We start from the raw sequence: 21716 nt of genomic DNA on the forward strand, positions 1-21716 counted from the left end.
AATTAAGATTATTTAAATTGTGCATAGGTGATGTAATAGACAAATATTTTACCATATTTTTTATTCTTAATAATATTATATGTTCCACTATTAAACAAAAAATCATTGGCATCAGTCTCAACAATAACAAGTCCACCATAATTTAAAAGCTGCCTTTGAAAAATTGTATCTAAACATCATAACAGAAGTTTTTTGTCAATAAATGGTGGGTCGAGATAGATGTAGTCAAATTTTTCTTCGCGGTTTTGTTCAAGAAATTTTTGAGCAGTTATGTTAAAAGTATCTAGGTTCTCTTCACCCAATTTATTTTTATTTTCTAAAATAATTTTGTAAGCATTATAATCTTGTTCGACACAAATTGCTTTTTTAGCTCCTCTAGAAAGTGCCTCCAAACAAAAAGAACCGCTTCCTGAAAACAAGTCTAGAAAAATTTTGTCTTTTATTGAAAATTGGATTGAAGAAAAAATCGCCTCACGTACTCGGTCAATGGTTGGACGAGTAGTATTTTTACTTGGCTGTTTAAGGACTTGTGAACGATATTTTCCAGCTATTATTCTCAACATATTTGGATAATATTATATATTAACTTTGCCCATCTAAAGAAATAATGTTTAAATAAACTATTTACTAAATTTAGTTTTACAATTTTTCAATTTTGAATTAAAATATTATTTATTAACAGAGATTCAATCAAAGGGGGCACTAAAATGGATGAAGATAACAAGCAAAATGAACAAGAAGAAAACAAAAATCTAAATGGTGCTAACGACAGCTCAGATGCCGAAAATCAAGAAAAAAAGCAAGAAATTAAAAAAAATGACAGTGTTGAAAAAAATCAAAAAACAAAAAATGATTTAGAAGAAAATCTTGAAGATCAAAAAGATGAAATAGTAGAAAGTACAGTAAAAACAAAGAAAAGAGGTGGCGGCTTTTTTAAATTTTTATTATTAATTTTTGGACTAATAATTGTCGGCGGATTGGGATATGTTGGTTATCGTTATTTTAAAAACAACTTTGAAGATTATTCAAAATCCAGGATGATAAAAATTACCGATCCTGACGAAAAAGATGCCAAAAGATTCAACACAAAACTAATCAATAGTGTTGAAAATGAAAATCTTTTAGTGACTAATAGAGAATACAAATTTGGTAATCTATCAGTTATTGAATACCCTGTGGGCGAAGATGAAGATAAAAATTTGGTTTATTTTTTAGATGAAGAAGGAATTAAACTGTTAAATGAACTATTTAAGAAGAGAGTAAATTTTGGGCCAGAGTTAAACGCTCTAAATACCATTTACATAAATAAAAAAATTCCATATAATAATGTTAGCAATGCTAATGGCGTTTATCTACCATCCGAGTTTAGCATCTATCTATTTGTTGATAGCATTGTAAGAAGAGACAGCGCTTTTGTTACATGACCAGTGGAACAAAGAGTTGAAATGCTATTATCAGTACTAGCACATGAATACACACATCATATCGATAATGTTTATAACAAAAGTGTTAAAAGAGGCGACCCAAATTCAAATATTGACCTAGTTTATAAACTCGGAGATGAACAAAGAAAGAAAAAAGTTAATGAAATTGAAGCTAATAATAATAAGTTCTTATCGGAATTTCGAGCTAATTTAAACTACTTTGGAGCAGCTGGCGAAGATAATAATGATAGATTTATAAGAAATCCTAAAGATTTTCATCTTTCAAATGGCCAACCTATTTTTCGTGATTTCTCAGCTTATGATTTATTTAAATATGCAAATTTGGATAATAATGTAATTGATGAAAGACGATACAGCGTTTTTGAAAATCCCAACTCAAATTATTTTTTCAATAATGATGAACGTAATGGAGTATCTTTTGGAGAAAAAACTAACGGCGATCGAATTAGATATCTTTACTCATTTGAAGAACTTGTTCCAAGAGAACTACTAAAACTTGCTTATACCGCAAATCCTAATTTATACCGCAACAGAAGAGGATTTTTTAATTACTTATATTTTTCAAACCCTGCTTTCAGAAACCTTGGATCATCAGAGGTTTTCTTAACCGCCGTTGGTGATGATATTCTTAAAACGATCGGAATTGATCCAAGGGGAGTTAACAATAGTAATTTCAAAATCTTCTCTAACAACTGGGTCTTTGACGATGAACTAAGAAAATTCTTTAATAAAAAAGGTGAACTTCCTTATGAAAATATTAGAGGCGAAAATTTAAGAGCAAAAGGTTTATTCAAAGCCTATCTTGATTTAATGGGTTACCGTCAAACAATTAGCTACATCGGTAATGACTCAACAAAGTGAACTGAAACACGCAAAGACTTTAGCAATATTAATCTCGGTGGATATTTAAAAATTAACAAAAGTTTATTAACTAATTCACTACCTAACCATAAAATTAGTTTTCTTATTGACTCGCCTAATAAAGATCCACTAAAAATAAAACTTAATCCAACACAATATAACTTCATTGCCAAAAAATTTTGAAACCAAACATACACTGAAAATAAAATCGATAATTATACTGAACTATCAATTTACCCTGAAGAACCAAGCGACTATGAATATGTTGCTTACTATTCAGATTCAGTTGGCATCAATGAAATCAATAACTATGTGGATAGAAACGGCAAAATGAATATCAAACTATGAATCGATAAAAATGATGATGGTGAAGTTGATGAAAATGAAATCGAAAATCTTTTAAACCAAAACACCGGTAAGCAGGATTATAAAATTTGAAAAGATAATGCCAGAACAATCACTAATTATCGTCAATATATGAAACTTTTTGAAAACCAAAATGCCCTATCAAAAACTTATAAAATTGCAATCAAACAAAATGAAGACAATGATGAATTTTGATATGAATGAAAAAAATATTAACTATATAGTTTACTAGTTTTGAATTTCACAATTCGGTTTGTGAAATTTTTTAATTCGAAAAAAATAAAAAGGCCATTACAAAACCTTTTTATACATAGAATGTTCTAATTTAATTAGATCAAGAAAAGTATCGTCATATTTTAGATTATATTTTAAACAATATTTTCTTGCCATTTCCACTCAATACTCAAGACCTTGTTCAAGTGATTCTCACTGTCTTAAAATCCCAGCATTAGGTGTCGTTGTTTGTGCCATTACAATTAAATAATGTAAGAAAAAATGCTCTTCAGCTGTAACTAAAATTGCTTCTGATGTACGATATTCTTTCATACGTGAAAAAATTGCCCCTGAGATTTTAATTTCATCAATGTGGTGTCTTTGATATTTTCATAGTTTAGTTTTGGGATCTAATGAATTATTGGCATAATATCTAATTGCTAATTTGTTATATGGCTTGATAATGTGAATAAATTCACTTTTATCACTATTTAACTCTTGAATAATTTCATAGTAGATTTTGACATATTTATTATCAGAATTTTTTTTAAGTCAGAAAGGATCATAAAGATTCTTTTTCTGTTTTGAAACCGGAATAAAAACAGTTTTCTTTTCAGGGTCAAAAGCACGACCAGATTCAGCTAAACTAGTGTTATATGATTTAAATTTAATTGCTAAAGCAACAATAATAATGACTGCCGCAATTCCAACTAATATCCCTATAATAATTTTTGTCATCATTTCTCTTTTCTTATAAAAAAGTATATTATAAAAGCGCTACTGTTCAAGGTCAACTCCAAGCTCAATTAAATAATCACGAACTTTTATTGCTTCCTCAAATTTTTTATTCTTTGCTAAATCTTTCATTTTGTATATCATTGAATTGATAAATTTTTTATTGTGAATCATTTTCGTGTAGTCTTTTTCATTTAGCAACTTATCAAAAATTTCGTCATCATGCTCCGATTTAGGAATAGCTTTAATAATAGTTTGTGGAGTAATGTTGTGTTCCTGATTGTATTTGCTTTGGATTTCTCGCTTATGTTTATTATCCTCAATTGCCGCTTTCATACTACTCGTAATTTCATCAGCAAAAAAGATAACTTTACCATTAACATTTCGTGCTGCCCGGCCAACAATTTGAATTAAACTTCGAGCATCACGCATTAATCCAGCACTATCGGCATTTAGAATACACACTAAACTAACTTCTGGTAAATCAATACCTTCACGTAGCAGATTAATTCCAATTACTACGTCAAATTTTCCAATTCTTAATCCTCTTAGAATCTCATTTCTCTCAAAAATCTTAAAACGGTCATGAATATAAGCACACTTTATTTTATGCTCTTGAAAGTAAAGTGAAAGCTCCTCAGCATTCTTCTTAGTTGTAGTTAAAATTAATGTTTTCTCTTTTTTATTAATTTGCTCCTGGATTAAATCATAAAGTTCGATAATTTGATTTTTCTTTGGTTTGATTTCAATAATTGGATCTAACAATCCGGTTGGGCGAATATATTGAGTTATAACCTCACCTTCAGTTCTGTCAAGTTCATACTCGCCTGGTGTTGCAGACATATAAATTCTTGGAAAGTTAAAATTTTCATACTCAAAGAACTTTAATGGACGGTTATCTAAAGCTGATGGCAATCTAAATCCATATTTAACTAAAGTTTCCTTACGTGACCGATCACCATTATACATTCCATTTATTTGTGGAATCATTAGATGACTTTCATCGATAAAAATAATTGCATCTTGTGGTAGATAATCAAACAATGTATAGGGACGTTCACCAGCCGACCTTCCGTCAACATAGCGAGCATAGTTTTCCATTCCGTTTACATAGCCAAACTCTTTAATTGAATCAATATCATTCAATGTTCTATCCTTAAGTCTTTGTGCTTCTAGTAATTTATTTTCATTTTTAAAATATTCAATTTGATCTTCTAGCTCAATTTTGATTGCTTCACAAATACTCTCAATATTATTAGGATTCACTGTATAGGTGGTGGCCGGAAAGATTGTAAGTGACTGTTGTGATTTAATTAAACTTTTGGTCAATGAATCAATTAAAGAGATGTTTTCAATTTCATCGCCAAACATCTCAATGCGAATATTATAATCTGAACTATAACCCGGACATATTTCGATGACATCACCTTTTGTATAAAACTGTCCACGACTTAATTCGCCTTGATTGCGCTCATATCCCATTTGGATTAATTTGATCAATAGTTCTTTACGACTAATTTTTAAATTGTTTTCAATCGGTAGAAAATTTTTTCGGTATTCTACTGGGTTAAATTCACCATAAATTGATGCAACTGAAGCAACAACAATTGTGTCATGACGAATGCTTAATGCATTGATCGCTGACATCCTCATCGCTTCCAATTCTTTATTATTTTTACTTGTCTTTTCAATGTATAGATCTGACTTTGGTAAATATGCTTCAGGTTTATAATAATCAAAATAGGAAACAAAGTATTCAACTCTGTTTTCTGGAAAAAGTTCTTTTAATTCACTGTATAGTTGACTTGCCAAGGTTTTGTTATGACTAATTATTAAAGCTGGTCGATTGACCTGATTAATTACATTTGCGATGGTAAATGTCTTACCAGATCCTGTTACTCCAAGTAAAATTTGATGGTGTTTATTTTCTTCTAAACCTTCTACTAGTTGCTTTATTGCCTCAATTTGGTCTCCGGCTGGCTGGTATTTTGATGTCAGTTTAAGATTATTCATATTGATAATTTTAATTGATTATATTCATTTAGGATATAAGTTTTTGTTAAATGTGGTAAAATCATTTTTATGTCTAATAAAAATAAAAAAATAAGAAGAATTGGTTTGGGATTGGTAGCAGCAGTTATAACTCCTGCCGTTTTAGGATTAGCAGCGATTGCTTGCAGCCGTGAAAGTGCTAATGATTTTGCCAGTCAATTTCTATTAGGGCCTAAAGCTAAAGACTATTATAATAGTACAACCAAAACTTTAGATCTCTCACAAACAAATTTAAAAAGCATTCCGCAAGCAGCCTTTTCATTAAAAACAATGCTTAGAATTTTTACCATTAATAGAGAACAAACCAGAAACGAAATTGCTAGTGGAATTTTTAGTGATAATACAATTAACATTGAAAGAATTATTTTGCCAGAATCACTAGAACTAATTGAAAAAGCAGCATTTGCTGAATTAAGCTCATTGAAAGAAGTTACCTTTGGCAACAACCTTAAGGAAATACAGGATGAAGCTTTTGACAAAACTTCAATTGAGAACTTAATTTTACCAAGCAAAATATCAACAATTGGAAAAGGTGCTTTTAGAAGCAATAAAATAAAATTTGTTAACATGAAGGATTTATCTCAATTTACAATTTTAAAAAGTGGAGTTTTTGCCAATAATTTACTGACTGAAATTGACTTATCAAGAGTAACAAAAATTGAAGATGGTGCCCTATCACAAAATAAATTTGCGACTCTAACATTGCCAACAACATTAACTAATGTAGATATTGATTTTCTAGATTATACCTATCCTAAAAATCAAGTTCCACCAAAAGTTAAACTAACTATTTTAGACAAAACAACTTCTGACAAATTCAAAGAAGCAATATCAAAAGACCCATCGCATTTATTTGAAATCGTTGAAAATTAATGCATTAAAAATTATTAAATTAGCTAATTGAAACACTCCTAGCAGGGAGTGTTTTTAGATAACAACTTCAAAAATTATAAATAATTAAAATTAAACATGAAAAACACATTTTTTTATAAATTAATATTTAATTTATATAATAAAAAAATTACAAAAAAATTTTAGAAAAAGAAAAAAATACTAAAATTAAATTTATGAAGAAAAAAAATATTAAATGGTTAGCAATTTTACCATTAACAATTGCCGCTGTTCCGCTAGTTGCATTATCATGTAAAAAAGAAGATCCAAAATTAACAGAAGCAAAGAATAATGCTATTAAAGTCATTGAAACCATTCCTGGCCTAAGTGCAGAGAAAAAAGCTGAAATAAAGAAGCAAATTCAAGCTATTAAAACAGAAGAAGATGTTAAGGGTCTAATTTCGAAGCTTTTAAAAATAGCCCAATAATTTGGAACATAAAGAAAATTAAGTTATCAAATTTAAATTACTAAATTGAAAATTTAAATAAAGATGATAATACTTAAACTTTCATCAAAAACACTCCTAAGCAGGGAGTGTTTTTAAATTATATTTTCAAAAATTATAAATATTTGGAGTTACAGATAACAAAATTAAATTATTTATAAATTAATGAATTAATTTATATAAAAAATTTATTTACAAATTTTGAAAAAAAAAAAAAAACAATATACTTAAAATTATGAAGAAAAAAAATATTAAATGGTTAGCAATTTTACCAATAACAATTGCCGCTGTTCCGCTAGTTGCATTATCATGTAAAAAAGAAGATCCAAAATTAACAGAAGCAAAAAATGCAGCTATTATAACAATTGAAGGCAATCCCTTTTTAAGTGCGGAGAAAAAAGCTGAAATAAAGAAGCAAATTCAAGCTGCTAAAACACCAGAAGAAATAACCAAAGCAATAACTTCAAATATATCAAATGCACTAACTCAATAACTAAGGACAGTATGAAATCAAGTTATTAGACTTGATTTTTTCTTAAATTAATCTAAATATTTGCCTTTATTTAACAAAAATTGTCTTAGTAATTGCTATTGATATAAAAATAATAATTAAATTAATTGACTTATCTTGATGTAATTAAAAATAATAAAAAATCACCTAATCAATAGACAAAGTGATTTTAAGTATTAAATCCATCAACAAAAATTGACACAAATTAAGCTATTCTTCAAATGAATCAGTGCTTGAACTCATATATTCTGTGAAATTTGATAAATCTTCCATTTTGAAAATGTGTAAACTCACTAAAGACTCAACATATCAATCAATTTTTTTAAGGTGTTGGATTGCTTGAAAAATTTGTTTAAGATTATTAATTGAACGTGAAAAGTAAAAACTGTTTGATAGTCAGTGAAACCCGTAATGTCTCAAAATATCTCTAACATCTTCATATGCTTGTTTGTAGTTTTTTTCCAGCCCATAAGCCTTTTTTAGAACTTCTTTATTTAAATAAAAAACTAATCCATACATATTTTAATCTCCATATAATTGTAATAAACGAACTTTTTTATTATAGCACAAATTGAATACATATTTTTTTAGCAAGGAAATAAAGCCAAAAAAATATTATAATTAAGGCTTTTTTTATTTCGATTGCTTAATACAAAGATGATTTATAGGTATCTTAATTTAGATTTTTATAGTAAAATATACATATTGAATTTTATTTGGATAGTTGCTTGAGTGGCCGAAAAGGTTAGTCTCGAAAACTAATAATGTCGAAAGACATTCAAGGGTTCAAATCCCTTACTATCCGCCATATGTGAAAACAAAAAAATGAGCCATGCGCTCATTTTATTTTTCTTCGTCAATCAGCTTTTTTGCCTCATGTAAATTAACGGCAAAGAAAGTTGTAACTCCACGCTTTTGCATGGTAGCACCATAAAGTTTGTCAACTCTTTCCATTGTTCCTTGACGGTGAGTAATAACAATAAATTGAGTATCAATTTTTAAACTTTGTAAAAACTCAGCGAAACGAATAACATTTGCCTCATCTAAAGCAGCTTCAACTTCGTCTAAGATACATAGTGGTAAAGGTTTCGCTTTAATAATTGAGAATAGTAGTGAAATTGCGATTAGGGCTTTTTCACCGCCTGAGAATAACTTTAGATTTCGAATTGATTTGCCTGGAGGCTGAGCAATAACGTCAATTCCACTTTCTAAAACGTTGTCTGGATCGGTGTATCTAATCTCAGCCATACCGCCACCAAACATTCTTGAAAATACATGTTTAAATTCACCATTAACTAATTCAACAGTCTTAGTAATTCTTTCAATAATGATTTTATCCATTTCATCAATTGCTTCCTCAATGGTTAATTTTGCAGCAGCAATTTCTTCTTGTTGTGATTTAACATCATTATATCTACTTTCAACTTCTTCAAGTTGTTTAATTGAATCTAGATTAACATGTCCTAGTTCTCTTATATCTTGTTTTAAATTATTAACTAAGGTACGAGCAACTTCAAAATCAATGCTTGGGTTATAGAATTCTTTAGCTGTTTCAAATAGCATATTATACTGCTCTGATAATCTTTGTTTTGCTTGTTGAATAATTGATTCTGCTTTTGTTTTTTCCGCAATTTTTTCAGCATTAGATTTTAGTAGTTGGTTAAGCTCTGAGTTAACCTCAGCTTTTTTACTATTCATTAAGTAAAATTCTTTTTTAGAGCTGTAGTATAAATCTTCTTGACTTGTCTTCATTGCTAGCAGATCACTTCTATCAATTGTAAGTTTTTGAATCTGAGCAGCAATGTCAACAACTTGTCCTTCTGAGAATATTTCATTTGATACTGATTGATATTTAACTTTTAGTTCATCAAATTTTTCTAAAGCTAAATCATATTCTTTCTGATGATTTGCTCTTTCAATGGTGTAGTTTGATAGTAAAGCAGTTTCTGAATCTTGCTCATGTTGAATTTTTGATAATTTTTCATTTAATGTGGCAATTTTGTTTTTAATTGCAGGTACTAGTTCTTCTAGTTGTTTAACTTGTTCATCAACACCAAAAATGGAAATATTTTGACTAACTTGTCCACCTGACATGACACCACCAACACGAATGATGTCTCCATCAAGTGATACAACCATATATCTTTTTTCTAATAGTTTTGATAGTTTACTTGCATTTTCAATTGTGTCGCAAACTAAAATGTTACCAAGCAAGAATTTCTTTAGGACATCAAATTCAGATTCAGTTGATGCTAGATCAGATGCAATCCCAATAAAACCTTTTTGAGTTTTAGCAACAATGATGTGTTGCTCATTAACAAATTTGGGACTAATTGAACTTAGTGGAATAAATGTTGCTCTACCACCATTATTATCCTTTAGGAAGTTAATGGCTTTAACAGCGGTTTCTGGTGTGTCAACAACAATATGTTGAATTGCCCCAGCTAAAATTGTTTCAATCGCACGAGCATAAGTATTTTCAACAGCAATTAATTCACTAACTAAGTTTTTATAACCTTTAAATAAGTGAGCATTTTCAACAATATTTTTAGTTCCTTTAGCTAGATTAGTACGGTTTGATTTCATTTCCTCAATAACGTCTAATTTAGATTTTATTTTGTTAAGCTTATCAGTATCAGATGAGATATCATGTTTAATTGTTGCAATAATTGCGGCACGGTTTGAGGTTGATGCTTGTAATTTTTCAATATCTTCTTTTTTCTTTTGAATAAATTCTTTATAACCTAGGATTTTAGTGTTAATGGTATTTAGTTCCATTTTTAGAGCTTCTGCTTGCTCTTTTGCAGTGGCAATAAGTTCACCATTTATTAACATCTCACGGTGTTTTTCTTCTTTAGCACTTCTAATTTCCAAATTACTGATTTCTGAATTAATTTCATCTAAACGACCGGTAATATTTTTAATATTTTCTTCTAAATTTTGGATAATACCAGTTTTTTGCTTGATGGTTTGTTCATACATGATGACTTTTGATTCAAGATCTTCACGGACAATATCATATTCCCTTGCCTCAGTTTTTAGCTGCTCAAGTCTTTCAGAGTAGTGCATAAAATCGTGAACTAATAAAGTCACTTCCACATCTTTTAGTTGTTCTACTTTTGATTTATATATTTTAGCCTTTTCAGCTTGTCTTTGTAGTGGTCTCAGCTGTCTTTCAAGCTCTTCAACTAAAATAACAATTTGATCTAATGCCTCTTGTGTTCTTTCAAGCTTCCTCTGTGCTTCAATTTTTTTTGAACGATACATCGATGTTCCGCTAGCTTCTTCTAAAATTTCTCTTCTTCTTTCAGGAGTAGCTTCAGCAATATCGGAGATTGTTCCTTGACCGATAATTGCTAAACTTGATTTTGAAATCCCACTTTGCATGGCAATTTCTTTAATGTCTCTTTGTCTAGCAACCTCTGAATTAATGTAGTATTCATTGCTTCCTTTACCACGATTTAAGACCCTTGAAATGGTAAAGAAATCATGCGGGATATCACAAGCACGATCGCGATTATCAAATGTTAATATTACCTCAGCACGGTTCATTTCTTTTTCAGTTTTTGAACCAGCAAAGATAACATCTTCCATGTTATCCCCCCGTAAAACTTTCGAACTAGTTTCACCTAATACTCATCTTATTGCATCATTAATATTTGACTTTCCTGAACCATTTGGACCAATGATTGCTACCACACCACCATCAAATTTTAATGTAACTTTATCAGCAAATGATTTAAATCCATGAGCTTCAACTTGGATTAATTTCATATCTATCCTTTCAATTTATTAAAATATCTATTTTGTTAAAAGATACTAATTGCTAAAATAATTATAATAATTTTGTTATCAATTTCTTAAATTATGTAAAAAATAGCCAATGTCAAATTAAGAAATTGGTCTAATAAAAAGATAAAAAAATGCTTTTAACTAAGTTAAACATTAGCACAATTGCCAGAGTTTAAATTTTAGTTAAAGCATCTAATGCTGCATTTTTTTCAGCTTCTTTTTTTGAGTTTCCAGTACCGCTACCGTATTTCATTTCATTCACGAAAACACTGCTTTTAAAAAGTGAATTCTCAATAGCATGAGTTTCATATTCAATTTTATTAGCGCCAGAAATTTGAATTAATTCTTGAAATTTTGATTTAGGATCTTTTAGTGATTTTTTAGAGAAATTTTCAATCTCCTTTTTTAAGAGATTAGAAATAAACTGATAGGTTTTTTGAAATCCAAAAACAAGATACACGGCTGCAATCATCGATTCAAAAATATCTGAATCGGTTTTTATATTCTTGCCATTTATAAAGGCATTTTTTGAAGCCCTGAGTAGCGATGGCAATCCCATTTTTTCAGATCAATATCCTAGATTTTTTTTATCTACAATTGACGACCTTAGTGCTGTTGCATCACCTTCATTAAATTTAGGAAACTTGCGGAAAATGATATCACTGACAACGAATTGTAAAACAGTATCGCCTAAAAATTCTAAATACTGATAGCTCTCCGCTCTTTTGTGTTCATTAGCATAGGTTTTATGGGTAAAAGCCCGGTAAAAGATTTCATACTGCTCTTCTTTTAGTGAATCTTCGTTATCCAATCCTCAGCTCTTTAAAGCATCTTTAATTTTTAACTCAAATTGCTGATTGTCACTACTCATTATTTTCCTCATTAATTAATTTAAGCTTTTCAATAATATTTTTATCAATTGCAAGTTTGATTTGGTTTAGGGCATTATAGAAGGCTAAATCATCACTACCACCATGTGCCTTAACGACGATTTTTTCTAGTCCAACAATAAATGCGCCGCCAGTATTACGATAATCAAAACGATCTTTTAATTTCTTAAAATGTTTTTTAACCAATAGCGCGCTCATTTTGGTAATAAAATTGGTTAAAAATATTCCTTTCAACATTTTAGAAAATGCCAAAAATGAACTTTCTAGTGTTTTTAAGAAGATATTACCGGCATATCCATCAGCAACTAGAATATCAACCTCACCATTAATGGCAGATTCAGGCTCTACAAAACCTTTAAAAATAAATTTATCTTGGTCATTTTTAATAAGTTCATATGCCGCCTTGGCAACATCATTACCTTTATAATGTTCTGTTCCAATATTTAATTGACCAATTACAGGATTTTTTTTACCATATATTGCTTCATAGTATTGAACTGATATTTTTGCTCACTCTAATAAATATTCTGGTTTAACATTAATATTTGCACCAACATCTAAAACTAAAATGTTTTTATCCTTAGATGTTGGGACAATAGGCATAAAAGCAGGTCGTGAAATTCCGGGCAGTCTTTTAATTTTTAGTGAAGATAGAATAATAAAAGATGCACTATCTCCACTGCTTAAAATTCCATCAGCACTTTGTGATGAGAGCAATTCAAATGCCTCAAACATTGAAGAATTAGCCTTTAAAGCATCTCTTGGACTTTCTATTTTTTTAGCGATATCATTATTTTCAAAAATTTCATATTGTTGCTGATTAACATCGACAAATTCTTTTTCAATCATTTCACGATTGCCAACTAAAATTAATTTGTAATCAGGATTTTCAGATAAAAATCGTTTAGCCCCTCTAATAGCGAAGCATTGACCATTATCGTTATTTAATAAATCGAAAACAATTTTTTTCATAGATATACCTCCTATTCAACTGATACAAGATAAGGATAAATACTTTGTCCACCTGATAGCACTTCCACAGCCACGTCATAATTAATTTCAATATAATCTTGAATTTCTTTAGCATCTGTTTCGGAAACATCTTGTCCATAAATTATAGTTACTAACTGTGAATCTTCACTAATTAAGTTGTCAATTAGTTTTATTGCAGCCTCGTTTCCAGTTTTCGCAGTATCACGAAGTTCATTGTTAGCAATAACCATATATTCACCATTTCTAATTTTGATTCCATTTAGTTTAGTATCCTTAATTGATGGGGCAACTTCACCATAGCGCACATTTTTAATCGCATCATTCATCAAGTCACGATTTTCAGCAACTGAATTAGTTGCACTAAAATTAATAGCAATTGGTAGTGTTTGTGCTTGTGATTTGGTTGGAATAATGATCACTTCTTTGTTTCTAACAATTGTTGCTGCTTGTTGAGCTGACAATGTGATATTAGAGTTGTTTGGTAAAATGAAAACAGTTTGCGCATCAACTTTATTAATCGCATCGACAATATCTTGAATTGAAGGATTATTAGTTTGCCCACCCTCAACAACATAAGCGACACCCCGCTCTTTCGCCAGTTCGATAATTCCTTGTCCAGTGTTACATGAAATTAAAGCGCAAGGATTTTTTTTGATATTCGAGGTTACTTCATCTTTATTAGAAGTGCGCTTTTCAGCGTTTTCCTTGCTTTCATTAGCTTGAATTGTCATATTCTCAATTTTTATTTTAAGAAATTGACCTCATGAGTTAACTAAATTTAAAACATTGCCGGGGCGTCTTGTATGAATATGTACCTTTAGTAAATTGCCATCATTAATTAGGACAAGGGAATTGCCGTTCTTCTCTAATTTTTTGGTCAGTGCATTTTTGTTTAAAACAAAATCATTATAAAATTCCATAATAAATTCTGTACAGTAACCGAATTCACCATTGAATACTTCAGTGTCAGCAATGAATTTATCAATTTTTTCCTCTGTATAAGATAGTTCAATTGGCTTATTATCGAAATAAGAGGCTATTCCTTCAAGAATAGCATACAAACCTTCACCACCAGAATCTGTTACTCCTACTTCTTGTAATACAGCTAAAAGTTTAGGAGTGTTATCGCAACTTTTACGCGCTAGCTTAACTGCAGCTTTGAAAACTTCATCAACACTAGCATCCATAGTAACTTGCTCTTTTAGTCCTTCAGCAACTTCTCTTATAACTGTCAAGATTGTTCCCTCTATTGGTTTTAAGACAGCTGTATAAGCAGATTTTGAAGCATTTTCAAACGCCTTGATAATATCAAACACTGTTGCATCAATTTTATTTTTAAATCCAATAGAAAAACCTTTAAAAATTTGACTTAAAATAACTCCAGAGTTTCCCCTAGCTGACATTAACATATTTTGTGATATCCTTTTTGATACTTCTGAGATCTCAACAATATCCTCTTTTATTTCATTAATTGAGGCTATCGTTGATGCCATGTTACTTCCAGTGTCACCATCAGGAACTGGAAAGACATTTAAAGCATTAATAGCATTCTTTTTGTTTTGCAAGTTATTAGAAGCGGAAAGTAATGCTTCTTTTCAAATTTTTCCTGTAATTTTTCTCATTATTTAGTTCCCTTAATATAAATTGTTAAACTTCCTAAATTCAATTTTTCTTTTTTGAAAAAATGGGAGATATTTTGATACATTTCTTCGACAATGTTTTTTGCACTAATGTTCGAAATCAAAACTAAGCCAACAATAATGTTAACTGTTTGATTATCATCTAGAAGATCAATTATTAACCCAGAGTTCTCTTTAGAGCCAGATTCATAATCATTTAAAACTTCGATCTTTGAGATTCCAGCAATAGTTCTAATCGCATATGATACGATTTTGTGAATGTTTTCAACTTTTTCCATAATTTACCTTGTGATATATGATTTTTTAATTGGAAATGAAGCGGTTAATTTAGCAACTTCTTTCTTTACAACTTTTAGAAGTGCTTCATTATTAGGATCTCTTAAAACTTTATCAATTAGATTAGCAACAATAATAAATTCTTCTTCTTTAAAGCCACGTGAAGTCATGGCGGCTGATCCTAGTCTAATTCCACTTGAAATCATTGGCGATTCAGTGTCATTTGGAATTGCATTTTTATTAACGGTGATATTAACTTTCGAAAGAACTTCAACAGCTACTTTTCCATTAATATTATATGTGGATTTAACATCAATCATAAAGAGATGATTCTGGGTTAAACCAGAAATAACTTTAGCACCTTTGTTAATAAAAGTTTGACAGAACACCTGCGAATTAACTAATAGTTGTTCTTGATATAGATTAAATTCTGGCTGCAAGGCCTCATAAAAGCTAACAGCTTTGGCTGCTATTTGGTGGAATAGTGGTCCACCTTGATAGCCAGGGAATACTGAACGATTGATCTTTTTATAAATTTCTTCATTGTTAGTCATAATAATTGCACCACGAGTGCCTCTTAAGGTTTTGTGAGTTGTTGTCATGATAACATCAGCATATGGTGAGGGTGAGGGATGTTTGCCAGCAATGATTAATCCTGAAATGTGTGAAATATCAGCAAATAAATATGCACCAACTTCATCACAGATTTTTCTAAATTTATCAAAATGAACAATTTGCGAATAAGCAGAGTAACCGCAAATTATCATTTTGGGTTTTATTTCTTTAGCAATTTTTAGGATTTCGTCATAGTCAAGAATTCCTTCACTATTAACAGTGTATGTATATGATTCGTAAAATAAACCACTGAATGAAATTCGATATCCATGTGTTAGATGTCCACCCGAATCAAGTGACAGTCCTAGTACCTTATCACCAGGTGAAAGAAGCGACATATAAACTGCAGCATTAGCTACACTACCAGAATATGGTTGAACATTAACATAATTAACATTGAAAAGTTTCTTTGCTCTTTCTTGAGCAATAGTTTCAATTTCATCAACATATTCGCAGCCACCATAATATCTTTTACCAGGATATCCCTCCCCATATTTATTAGTTAAGCATGAACCCGCTGCTTTTAAAACATCTTCAGATACATAATTCTCTGAAGCTATTAATTCAATGTTATCGCTTTGACGTTTGTTCTCTAAATTTATTAATTGCTCAATATCTTTATCTAATAAACTAATTTTTTTATACATACTACTCTCCTTAAAAATAAACAATAAAGACTAAACTTGTTATATAAGTCTAGTCATTTATTAGTCTAACAACGATTTATTTTTTAACTCTTCTTCTTGCATCATTGCATATTGTTTTTGACTTTTAATTTTTAAAATCCTTTTAGTTAACAGCAAAATTGGGATTGCTAAAAACGCTAAACCTACAGCTGGTATAACTCTAACATATCATGTATCAACGCCACTTGAAACTAAAAATGAATTCATCGCAAATGTAATTGGAATCAAAAAGTGTAAGGATTCCGGGCGCAAAAATTTAAACTTTCAGACTAATAGACAAACAATAGTAATTTGAATTGCTGACATACCAAGTGCTATTAAGAGTTCGCCAGATCATCTATCAATTGATTTTGTTTGAGAGAATATTCATCCATCTTTACCCACAAAGATAAATAACAAAAATGAGGGGATTGCGATTAACAGTAATCCTGTTAGTGCTATTTTTCAAGAATTTGACAATTGTTTTTTAGGTTTTTGATCAACGACTTGATAATTTTTTATATTAATTTTTTTGTTTTTTCACTTTTTATTATTTGACATGAATAACTCCTTTTACATAAAACATTATTAATTTTATCAAAAATTACTTATTTGTTTTTGCAAATTCAAAACACACTAACTTGTTTTTTAAAGAAAATAACAATTATTTTATTGATTTTACACATTAATTTTAATTAGTTAGCCTCTAGACTAAAAAACTAAACCCAATAATAGTTAGGGGGTTGCTAATAAAATTTTCGAAAGTAAAAAGAATAATATTTTTCAAAATTGCATTAAGAGAGGAGTATAATTATCTAATACCAGATTATTCAATCTTTGGTTTTTCCAAAAATTTATGAAATTTACAAAAAAATTAAAGTATGAATAACTGAATCTCTATATTTGTATAACTACTTTAATTAATTTGTGTCAATTTGGTATTAGAAAGAACATTAAACTATTTAATGTATGAGTTTTACAAAATGACAACATTTAAAAAAAATAGTATCAACTATACTACTTCACTTGCCCTCTCCTTAATAGGATCAGAGGCTTTCAAACTTGGTTCATCGATTTTTATCTATAAATTCACTGGTAATTTGTGACTAGTAACACTTCTATATTTATTCATTCAGCTACCTTCAATTTTAGTTTATATTTTTAGTAGCAAAATTGTTCAAAGAATAAAAAATAATAAATTAGTACTGCTTTTATCGGATTTAACAAGTGTTATACTGCTCATTCCTAGTCTAGTTATATTTTTCCTTACTGAAAATAAATCTATTCTTTCAATTGTCTTGATTGTTTGCAGTTCAATATTGGGATTTATTAATGCTTTTCGGTTTGTATTTCTAAAAAATATTGTTTATTTTATAACTAACAATAATGAAGAACTAAAAACTATTAACATTGCTAACTCATTTGCGACATCATTTGGTTTTCTACTTTCAGCAATATTATCATTTTTCCTTTTTAAAAATATTCAATTTTACTGACTTGTAGTTATGAATATGGTATCGTATTTAATATCTGGAATTTTATACTTCACTTTGAAGGTAAATAAAACAGCCACAGACTTTCAAAGCAATGATCAAAGCAATAAAATTATCACAAAACGCAGTGTGTGAAAATCATGAATTTTTATCCTCTCAGGATCATTGATAATTGGCGTATTTTTATATCCAAGAACATCAGGGCTTTCGCAGTTTTTTTCAAATGTAAATAACTTTAAAATTGATAGCTGAGGATTTTATCTTTCGATAATTTTTACAGCATTTTCACTTCTAGGGGTAATTACGTCATTTATCGTTAAAAAATACATTAAGAATCAAACACTATTTATTGTTATTGTGGCAATTATTATGGGGATATTAAACTTTGTATGATTACTATTTATATCCTCAAATGAAAATGGATATTTTATTAGCTATGTGATTATAACTTCAATTCAACAATTTCTTTTTTCAATTTTTATTTCAATTTTTTACACACTTTCATTCCAATTGTTTGACAGTAAAAAATTTCATAAACAAAATGGATTATCAATTGTGTTTAGAATAATTGTATCTTCAATACTAACAGTATTCTTCACAATATTAACAACAAAACTTAGCTACATATACAGCTTTATTCTTTACTCGATTATTATCATAGTATCATGTTTAGGTATTGTGTTAACAATCTATGATTGAAGGCAAATGAGAACTAAAAGATTCTACAATAGTTCAGAAATTTTAGAAGATTATAAAAAAACAACCAACAGCGGATTAAGCAAATTTGAAAAAGATGCCTTAAACACCGCTATTACGAAAGAAACTAAAGTTCAAAGAATTCTCGAAATAGGCTGTGGTACAGGGAGAGTTTCTCTTGCCTTAAGACAACTATTTCCAGAGGCTGAAATTGATGCTATCGACATTGCTAAAAAATTACTACTCGAAGCTCCAAGTGATAAAAATATTAACTTTCAATTAGCTAATATTTTAGATTATGAGCAAGGAAGCAAATATGACTTAATAATATTTAGTGCTAATGGTTTATCAAACATTATAAGTAAATGTGATGTTCGAAAACTATTTAAAAAAATTAGACTACTACTAAAAGATGTAAATAGTCACTTCATTTTTACAATCCATGACATTTTTGCATCTGATGAAGAAAAAGATTTCTGAATCAATAAAATAAAAATTAATGAGCAAGAAATTTTCTCAAATAAAAAGATCCTCGACTATGAAAAACATGGAATAAAAAATAAAAATAGATTTTATAGCCCAGAGGATATGATAAAAATTCTTGATGAATTTAAATTTAAAATAAACAATTCTTTTAAAACAAAAACTAAAACTAATGAAAACTTACTGCTAGAATTATCTGGCCCTTGCATTTTTTATGATATTTCAAAATTAGATTAAAAATTGCTACTAAATTAATTAATAATAAGGCAATTCTTTTGAATTGCTTTTTTTATAAGCAAATTTCTACAATTTTAATGTAGGAATTTGCAAAAAACTAATACAAAAAAATAAACAATTTTTTCAAAAATTAAAAACCTAACACAATAAAATTTAATATTTATACATTTTTAGATGTACTTTAAAGCAATTTTTTTTATTAAAAGTTAATAAATAAGATCATTATACTATATATGCTACATTATTTATATATAATATATATATAAATATAATTAACATAATTAAGGAGAGAAATGATATTTGCTTATGATACGCATCTTGAACAAACAAACAATTTACAAAAATTTTATATTTCAGTAGATGAAAGAGAAAAAATTCAAAAGTTTTCAACAATAAGCGAAAAAGAATTATTTAGATATTTGGAACTTGAAATATTTAAATATGACAACACTACTAATTATCGATTAGAGAAAGTTAAATATTTTTCTGATGTTAATGGTAATCCATATTTATATGTTGAATATAATCCTGTTGGGTCCCTTGTTTTGTCATTAATAAATAATGAAAGTTTAATTATAAATGTTTTAGATAATAGTAAAAAAATTAACAAATTAAACAAGAATAAAATTTATTCATATGATTTCTCTAAAAATTTATTTTTTGAAATTAGTAAGGAACCAAAATTTAATAAAGATAACGAATTTGCAAAAATATTGACAAACAAAAAAATAAATATAGAAAAGACTTTAAATGATAAAAATTTAATTTATAAAAAAAATCAATTGCTACTTAAAAAATCAACAAAATTTGCACAAACAATGCCTTATGTTCCCAACTCTATCGATCCTGCCAAAAAAATAATAAAGGCGCAAAAGGAAGTTCCACACGCATGATTTTTTAAAACATTAACGACAGATTTTGGATATGCAGACCCAAAGGATTTTAACTATCATGACCCTTGAGAAAGAGGCTTGTGTCATTATGTTGCTGCGGCAATATTACTTCAATACGGACAACTATTTTTATCGCAAAACACATTTAGTAAGCAACAATTAGAAAAATATTATACAAAACCAGAACGTTCAAAAAAACTTAATGATCTTGTCGGATATCCAACAGTTCCGAAGGTTAACAAACAGCTTGTTTATGACCTATGACATAAACATGGTAAGGAAGCCTTTTTTACAACATCAGCTTATCTTGTGTCAACAATTTATTCATTATTGAACGTAGACTTGGCTGAAAAAGGTGAATACCCATTATACATACAAAGAAGGTCAGCTGGTTGAATAAAGCCATGAAAATGAATAAATGATGGTAAACCTTGTGTAGTATTCGGTAATATTCCCACCATGGACAATGAAAAATCATGACATGCAATTATTGTATATGGATATTTTGATAATGGCAATAAATGTTTGGCTCATTTTGGTTGGGAAAATCATAGCCAGGTTATTATGAGTTCTTCTCTTTCGGGACAACTATGACTACTTGGAGTATCAGCATATAATGGAAAACCAACAATTGCTGACTCAAGCTATTTTAAATATAAGGATAAAAACATCGACCTAAACCAAAGAAAGGATTTAGATAGTTAATATGTCACCTATTTCTACATCACTTACACTACCGTTATTATTTAAAGTCAAAAAATCAAAAAAGAGAAATTTCGCCGTGTTTTTAACTTTACTAATACAAATAATTTTTACCATTTTTTTGATTTCTGATATTGTTGTTTTCTCACGAGAAATAGAATTAAATTCTATTGTTAATTACACAATAACAAAAGTTGTTTTGATTCTTATCGGAATTATGCTAAATTTTGCGGTAATTACTCCTTTAATTAATAGCATTCTTAAAGCAACTCAGTTAAAAGAGAATAATTCAGAGGCCTTTTTAAAAAGTAATAAACAAGGCAACAAATGTTTAATGGCACAGCTGTGAATAAACACTATTTGAATGAGTATTTATTTAATATTATTACCAATTCCTTTTCTAATCATAAGAGGTTTAGCTTTGGATTCTACGCAAAAATTCATTATCTCTTTCTCATGTTTAATGCTAATTAGATTAATGGTTTTTGATTATATCATATTTCCACTGGCACACAACATGAAACACAAAGAAGGCAATGAAGTTAAATATGGAAATGTTTTGAATTATTTATGAATTAATTTAACAGTGATATCTTTGTATATAACCTTCGTTATTTGCTCATATGTAAATATCTTATTAATTCGTAATACAGGGATTATTTCACTAATTGCTCTTATCACTATTCCTACTTCAGTATTTATTCTCATATATATTTCAAAAGTTATTGCTATTTATCTAATCAATAGAAAAAACATTAATAAATACGTAAATATTTCTGCTTTATTAATATGAATTAGTAAACCGAATTAAATTAGAAAAG

General features: G+C 28.9%; 18 protein-coding genes and 1 tRNA gene. 8 read left to right on the plus strand and 11 right to left on the minus strand.

Annotated features, from left to right (window positions below):
- Window positions 1-8: 8 nt before the first annotated feature.
- Window positions 9-563 carry a 16S rRNA (guanine(966)-N(2))-methyltransferase RsmD gene (rsmD, locus tag HGG64_RS01355; protein ID WP_169580178.1) on the minus strand — a complete coding sequence of 185 codons (555 nt, stop codon included), beginning with the start codon at window positions 561-563 and terminating at the stop codon, window positions 9-11.
- A gap of 144 nt (window positions 564-707) precedes the next feature.
- Between rsmD and HGG64_RS01360 the strand changes: the two genes are divergently transcribed.
- Window positions 708-2888 (plus strand): MYPU_1760 family metalloprotease, encoded by a 2181-nt coding sequence (locus tag HGG64_RS01360; protein WP_169580179.1) that lies wholly within the window; start codon window positions 708-710, stop codon window positions 2886-2888.
- A 75-nt stretch (window positions 2889-2963) separates the two neighbouring features.
- On the opposite strand, the gene HGG64_RS01365 is transcribed toward HGG64_RS01360, so the two are convergent.
- Together HGG64_RS01365 and uvrB are read right to left on the minus strand one after the other, a co-directional pair.
- Window positions 2964-3623 carry a hypothetical protein gene (locus HGG64_RS01365; RefSeq protein WP_169580180.1) on the minus strand — a complete coding sequence of 220 codons (660 nt, stop codon included), beginning with the start codon at window positions 3621-3623 and terminating at the stop codon, window positions 2964-2966.
- A 39-nt stretch (window positions 3624-3662) separates the two neighbouring features.
- Entirely contained in the window at window positions 3663-5633 is a 1971-nt protein-coding gene (gene uvrB, locus HGG64_RS01370; RefSeq protein ID WP_169580181.1) for an excinuclease ABC subunit UvrB, read from the minus strand.
- 69 nt (window positions 5634-5702) lie between these two features.
- Between uvrB and HGG64_RS01375 the strand changes: the two genes are divergently transcribed.
- The 3 genes from HGG64_RS01375 to HGG64_RS01385 all read left to right on the plus strand — a co-directional run bounded on the left by HGG64_RS01375 (window position 5703) and on the right by HGG64_RS01385 (window position 7502).
- Window positions 5703-6545, plus strand: a complete 843-nt coding sequence (locus tag HGG64_RS01375; RefSeq protein ID WP_169580182.1) for a leucine-rich repeat domain-containing protein — start codon at window positions 5703-5705, stop codon at window positions 6543-6545.
- A 194-nt stretch (window positions 6546-6739) separates the two neighbouring features.
- Window positions 6740-6991, plus strand: a complete 252-nt coding sequence (locus HGG64_RS01380) for a GA module-containing protein (protein WP_169580183.1) — start codon at window positions 6740-6742, stop codon at window positions 6989-6991.
- A 253-nt stretch (window positions 6992-7244) separates the two neighbouring features.
- Window positions 7245-7502: a GA module-containing protein gene (locus HGG64_RS01385; RefSeq protein ID WP_169580184.1), complete on the plus strand. Its 258-nt coding sequence runs from the start codon at window positions 7245-7247 to the stop codon at window positions 7500-7502.
- Between the two features lie 228 nt (window positions 7503-7730).
- Here the strand turns inward: HGG64_RS01385 and HGG64_RS01390 are convergent, their stop codons facing one another.
- A complete protein-coding gene (locus HGG64_RS01390) occupies window positions 7731-8039 on the minus strand; it encodes a virulence protein (RefSeq protein ID WP_169580185.1) in 309 nt (102 codons plus the stop codon).
- Window positions 8040-8238: 199 nt separating this feature from the next.
- On the opposite strand from HGG64_RS01390, the gene HGG64_RS01395 reads away from it, so the two are divergent.
- A tRNA-Ser gene (locus tag HGG64_RS01395) sits at window positions 8239-8328 on the plus strand.
- Window positions 8329-8363: 35 nt separating this feature from the next.
- Here HGG64_RS01395 and HGG64_RS01400 read toward each other — a convergent pair.
- From HGG64_RS01400 to HGG64_RS01430, 7 genes are all read right to left on the minus strand, one after another.
- On the minus strand, window positions 8364-11294 hold the full coding sequence (locus HGG64_RS01400) for an AAA family ATPase (RefSeq protein WP_169580186.1): 2931 nt from the start codon (window positions 11292-11294) through the stop codon (window positions 8364-8366).
- 190 nt (window positions 11295-11484) lie between these two features.
- Window positions 11485-12183: a ribonuclease III gene (gene rnc, locus HGG64_RS01405; protein WP_169580187.1), complete on the minus strand. Its 699-nt coding sequence runs from the start codon at window positions 12181-12183 to the stop codon at window positions 11485-11487.
- Window positions 12176-13174, minus strand: a complete 999-nt coding sequence (gene plsX / locus HGG64_RS01410) for a phosphate acyltransferase PlsX (RefSeq protein ID WP_169580188.1) — start codon at window positions 13172-13174, stop codon at window positions 12176-12178. The genes rnc and plsX overlap by 8 nt, the downstream gene beginning before the upstream one ends.
- Before the next feature lie 11 nt (window positions 13175-13185).
- Window positions 13186-14817, minus strand: a complete 1632-nt coding sequence (locus tag HGG64_RS01415) for a DAK2 domain-containing protein (protein ID WP_169580189.1) — start codon at window positions 14815-14817, stop codon at window positions 13186-13188.
- A complete protein-coding gene (locus HGG64_RS01420) occupies window positions 14817-15113 on the minus strand; it encodes a hypothetical protein (RefSeq protein WP_169580190.1) in 297 nt (98 codons plus the stop codon). The genes HGG64_RS01415 and HGG64_RS01420 overlap by 1 nt, the downstream gene beginning before the upstream one ends.
- Window positions 15114-15116: 3 nt before the next feature.
- A complete protein-coding gene (gene glyA / locus HGG64_RS01425; RefSeq protein WP_169580191.1) occupies window positions 15117-16373 on the minus strand; it encodes a serine hydroxymethyltransferase in 1257 nt (418 codons plus the stop codon).
- 60 nt (window positions 16374-16433) lie between these two features.
- Complete coding sequence (locus HGG64_RS01430) at window positions 16434-16952, minus strand: hypothetical protein (protein WP_169580192.1); 519 nt, start codon at window positions 16950-16952, stop codon at window positions 16434-16436.
- 422 nt (window positions 16953-17374) lie between these two features.
- On the opposite strand from HGG64_RS01430, the gene HGG64_RS01435 reads away from it, so the two are divergent.
- The 3 genes from HGG64_RS01435 to HGG64_RS01445 all read left to right on the plus strand — a co-directional run bounded on the left by HGG64_RS01435 (window position 17375) and on the right by HGG64_RS01445 (window position 21706).
- Window positions 17375-19300, plus strand: coding sequence for an MFS transporter (locus tag HGG64_RS01435; RefSeq protein ID WP_169580193.1), 1926 nt, complete (start codon window positions 17375-17377; stop codon window positions 19298-19300).
- A 293-nt stretch (window positions 19301-19593) separates the two neighbouring features.
- Entirely contained in the window at window positions 19594-20898 is a 1305-nt protein-coding gene (locus HGG64_RS01440; protein WP_169580194.1) for a putative cysteine peptidase, read from the plus strand.
- A gap of 1 nt (window position 20899) precedes the next feature.
- Window positions 20900-21706, plus strand: coding sequence for a hypothetical protein (locus tag HGG64_RS01445; RefSeq protein WP_169580195.1), 807 nt, complete (start codon window positions 20900-20902; stop codon window positions 21704-21706).
- The last annotated feature ends 10 nt before the right edge of the window (window positions 21707-21716 follow it).

Origin of the sequence: Mycoplasma phocoeninasale (genome assembly GCF_012934885.1) — a bacterium.
Taxonomy (GTDB): domain Bacteria; phylum Bacillota_I; class Bacilli_A; order Mycoplasmatales; family Metamycoplasmataceae; genus Metamycoplasma; species Metamycoplasma phocoeninasale.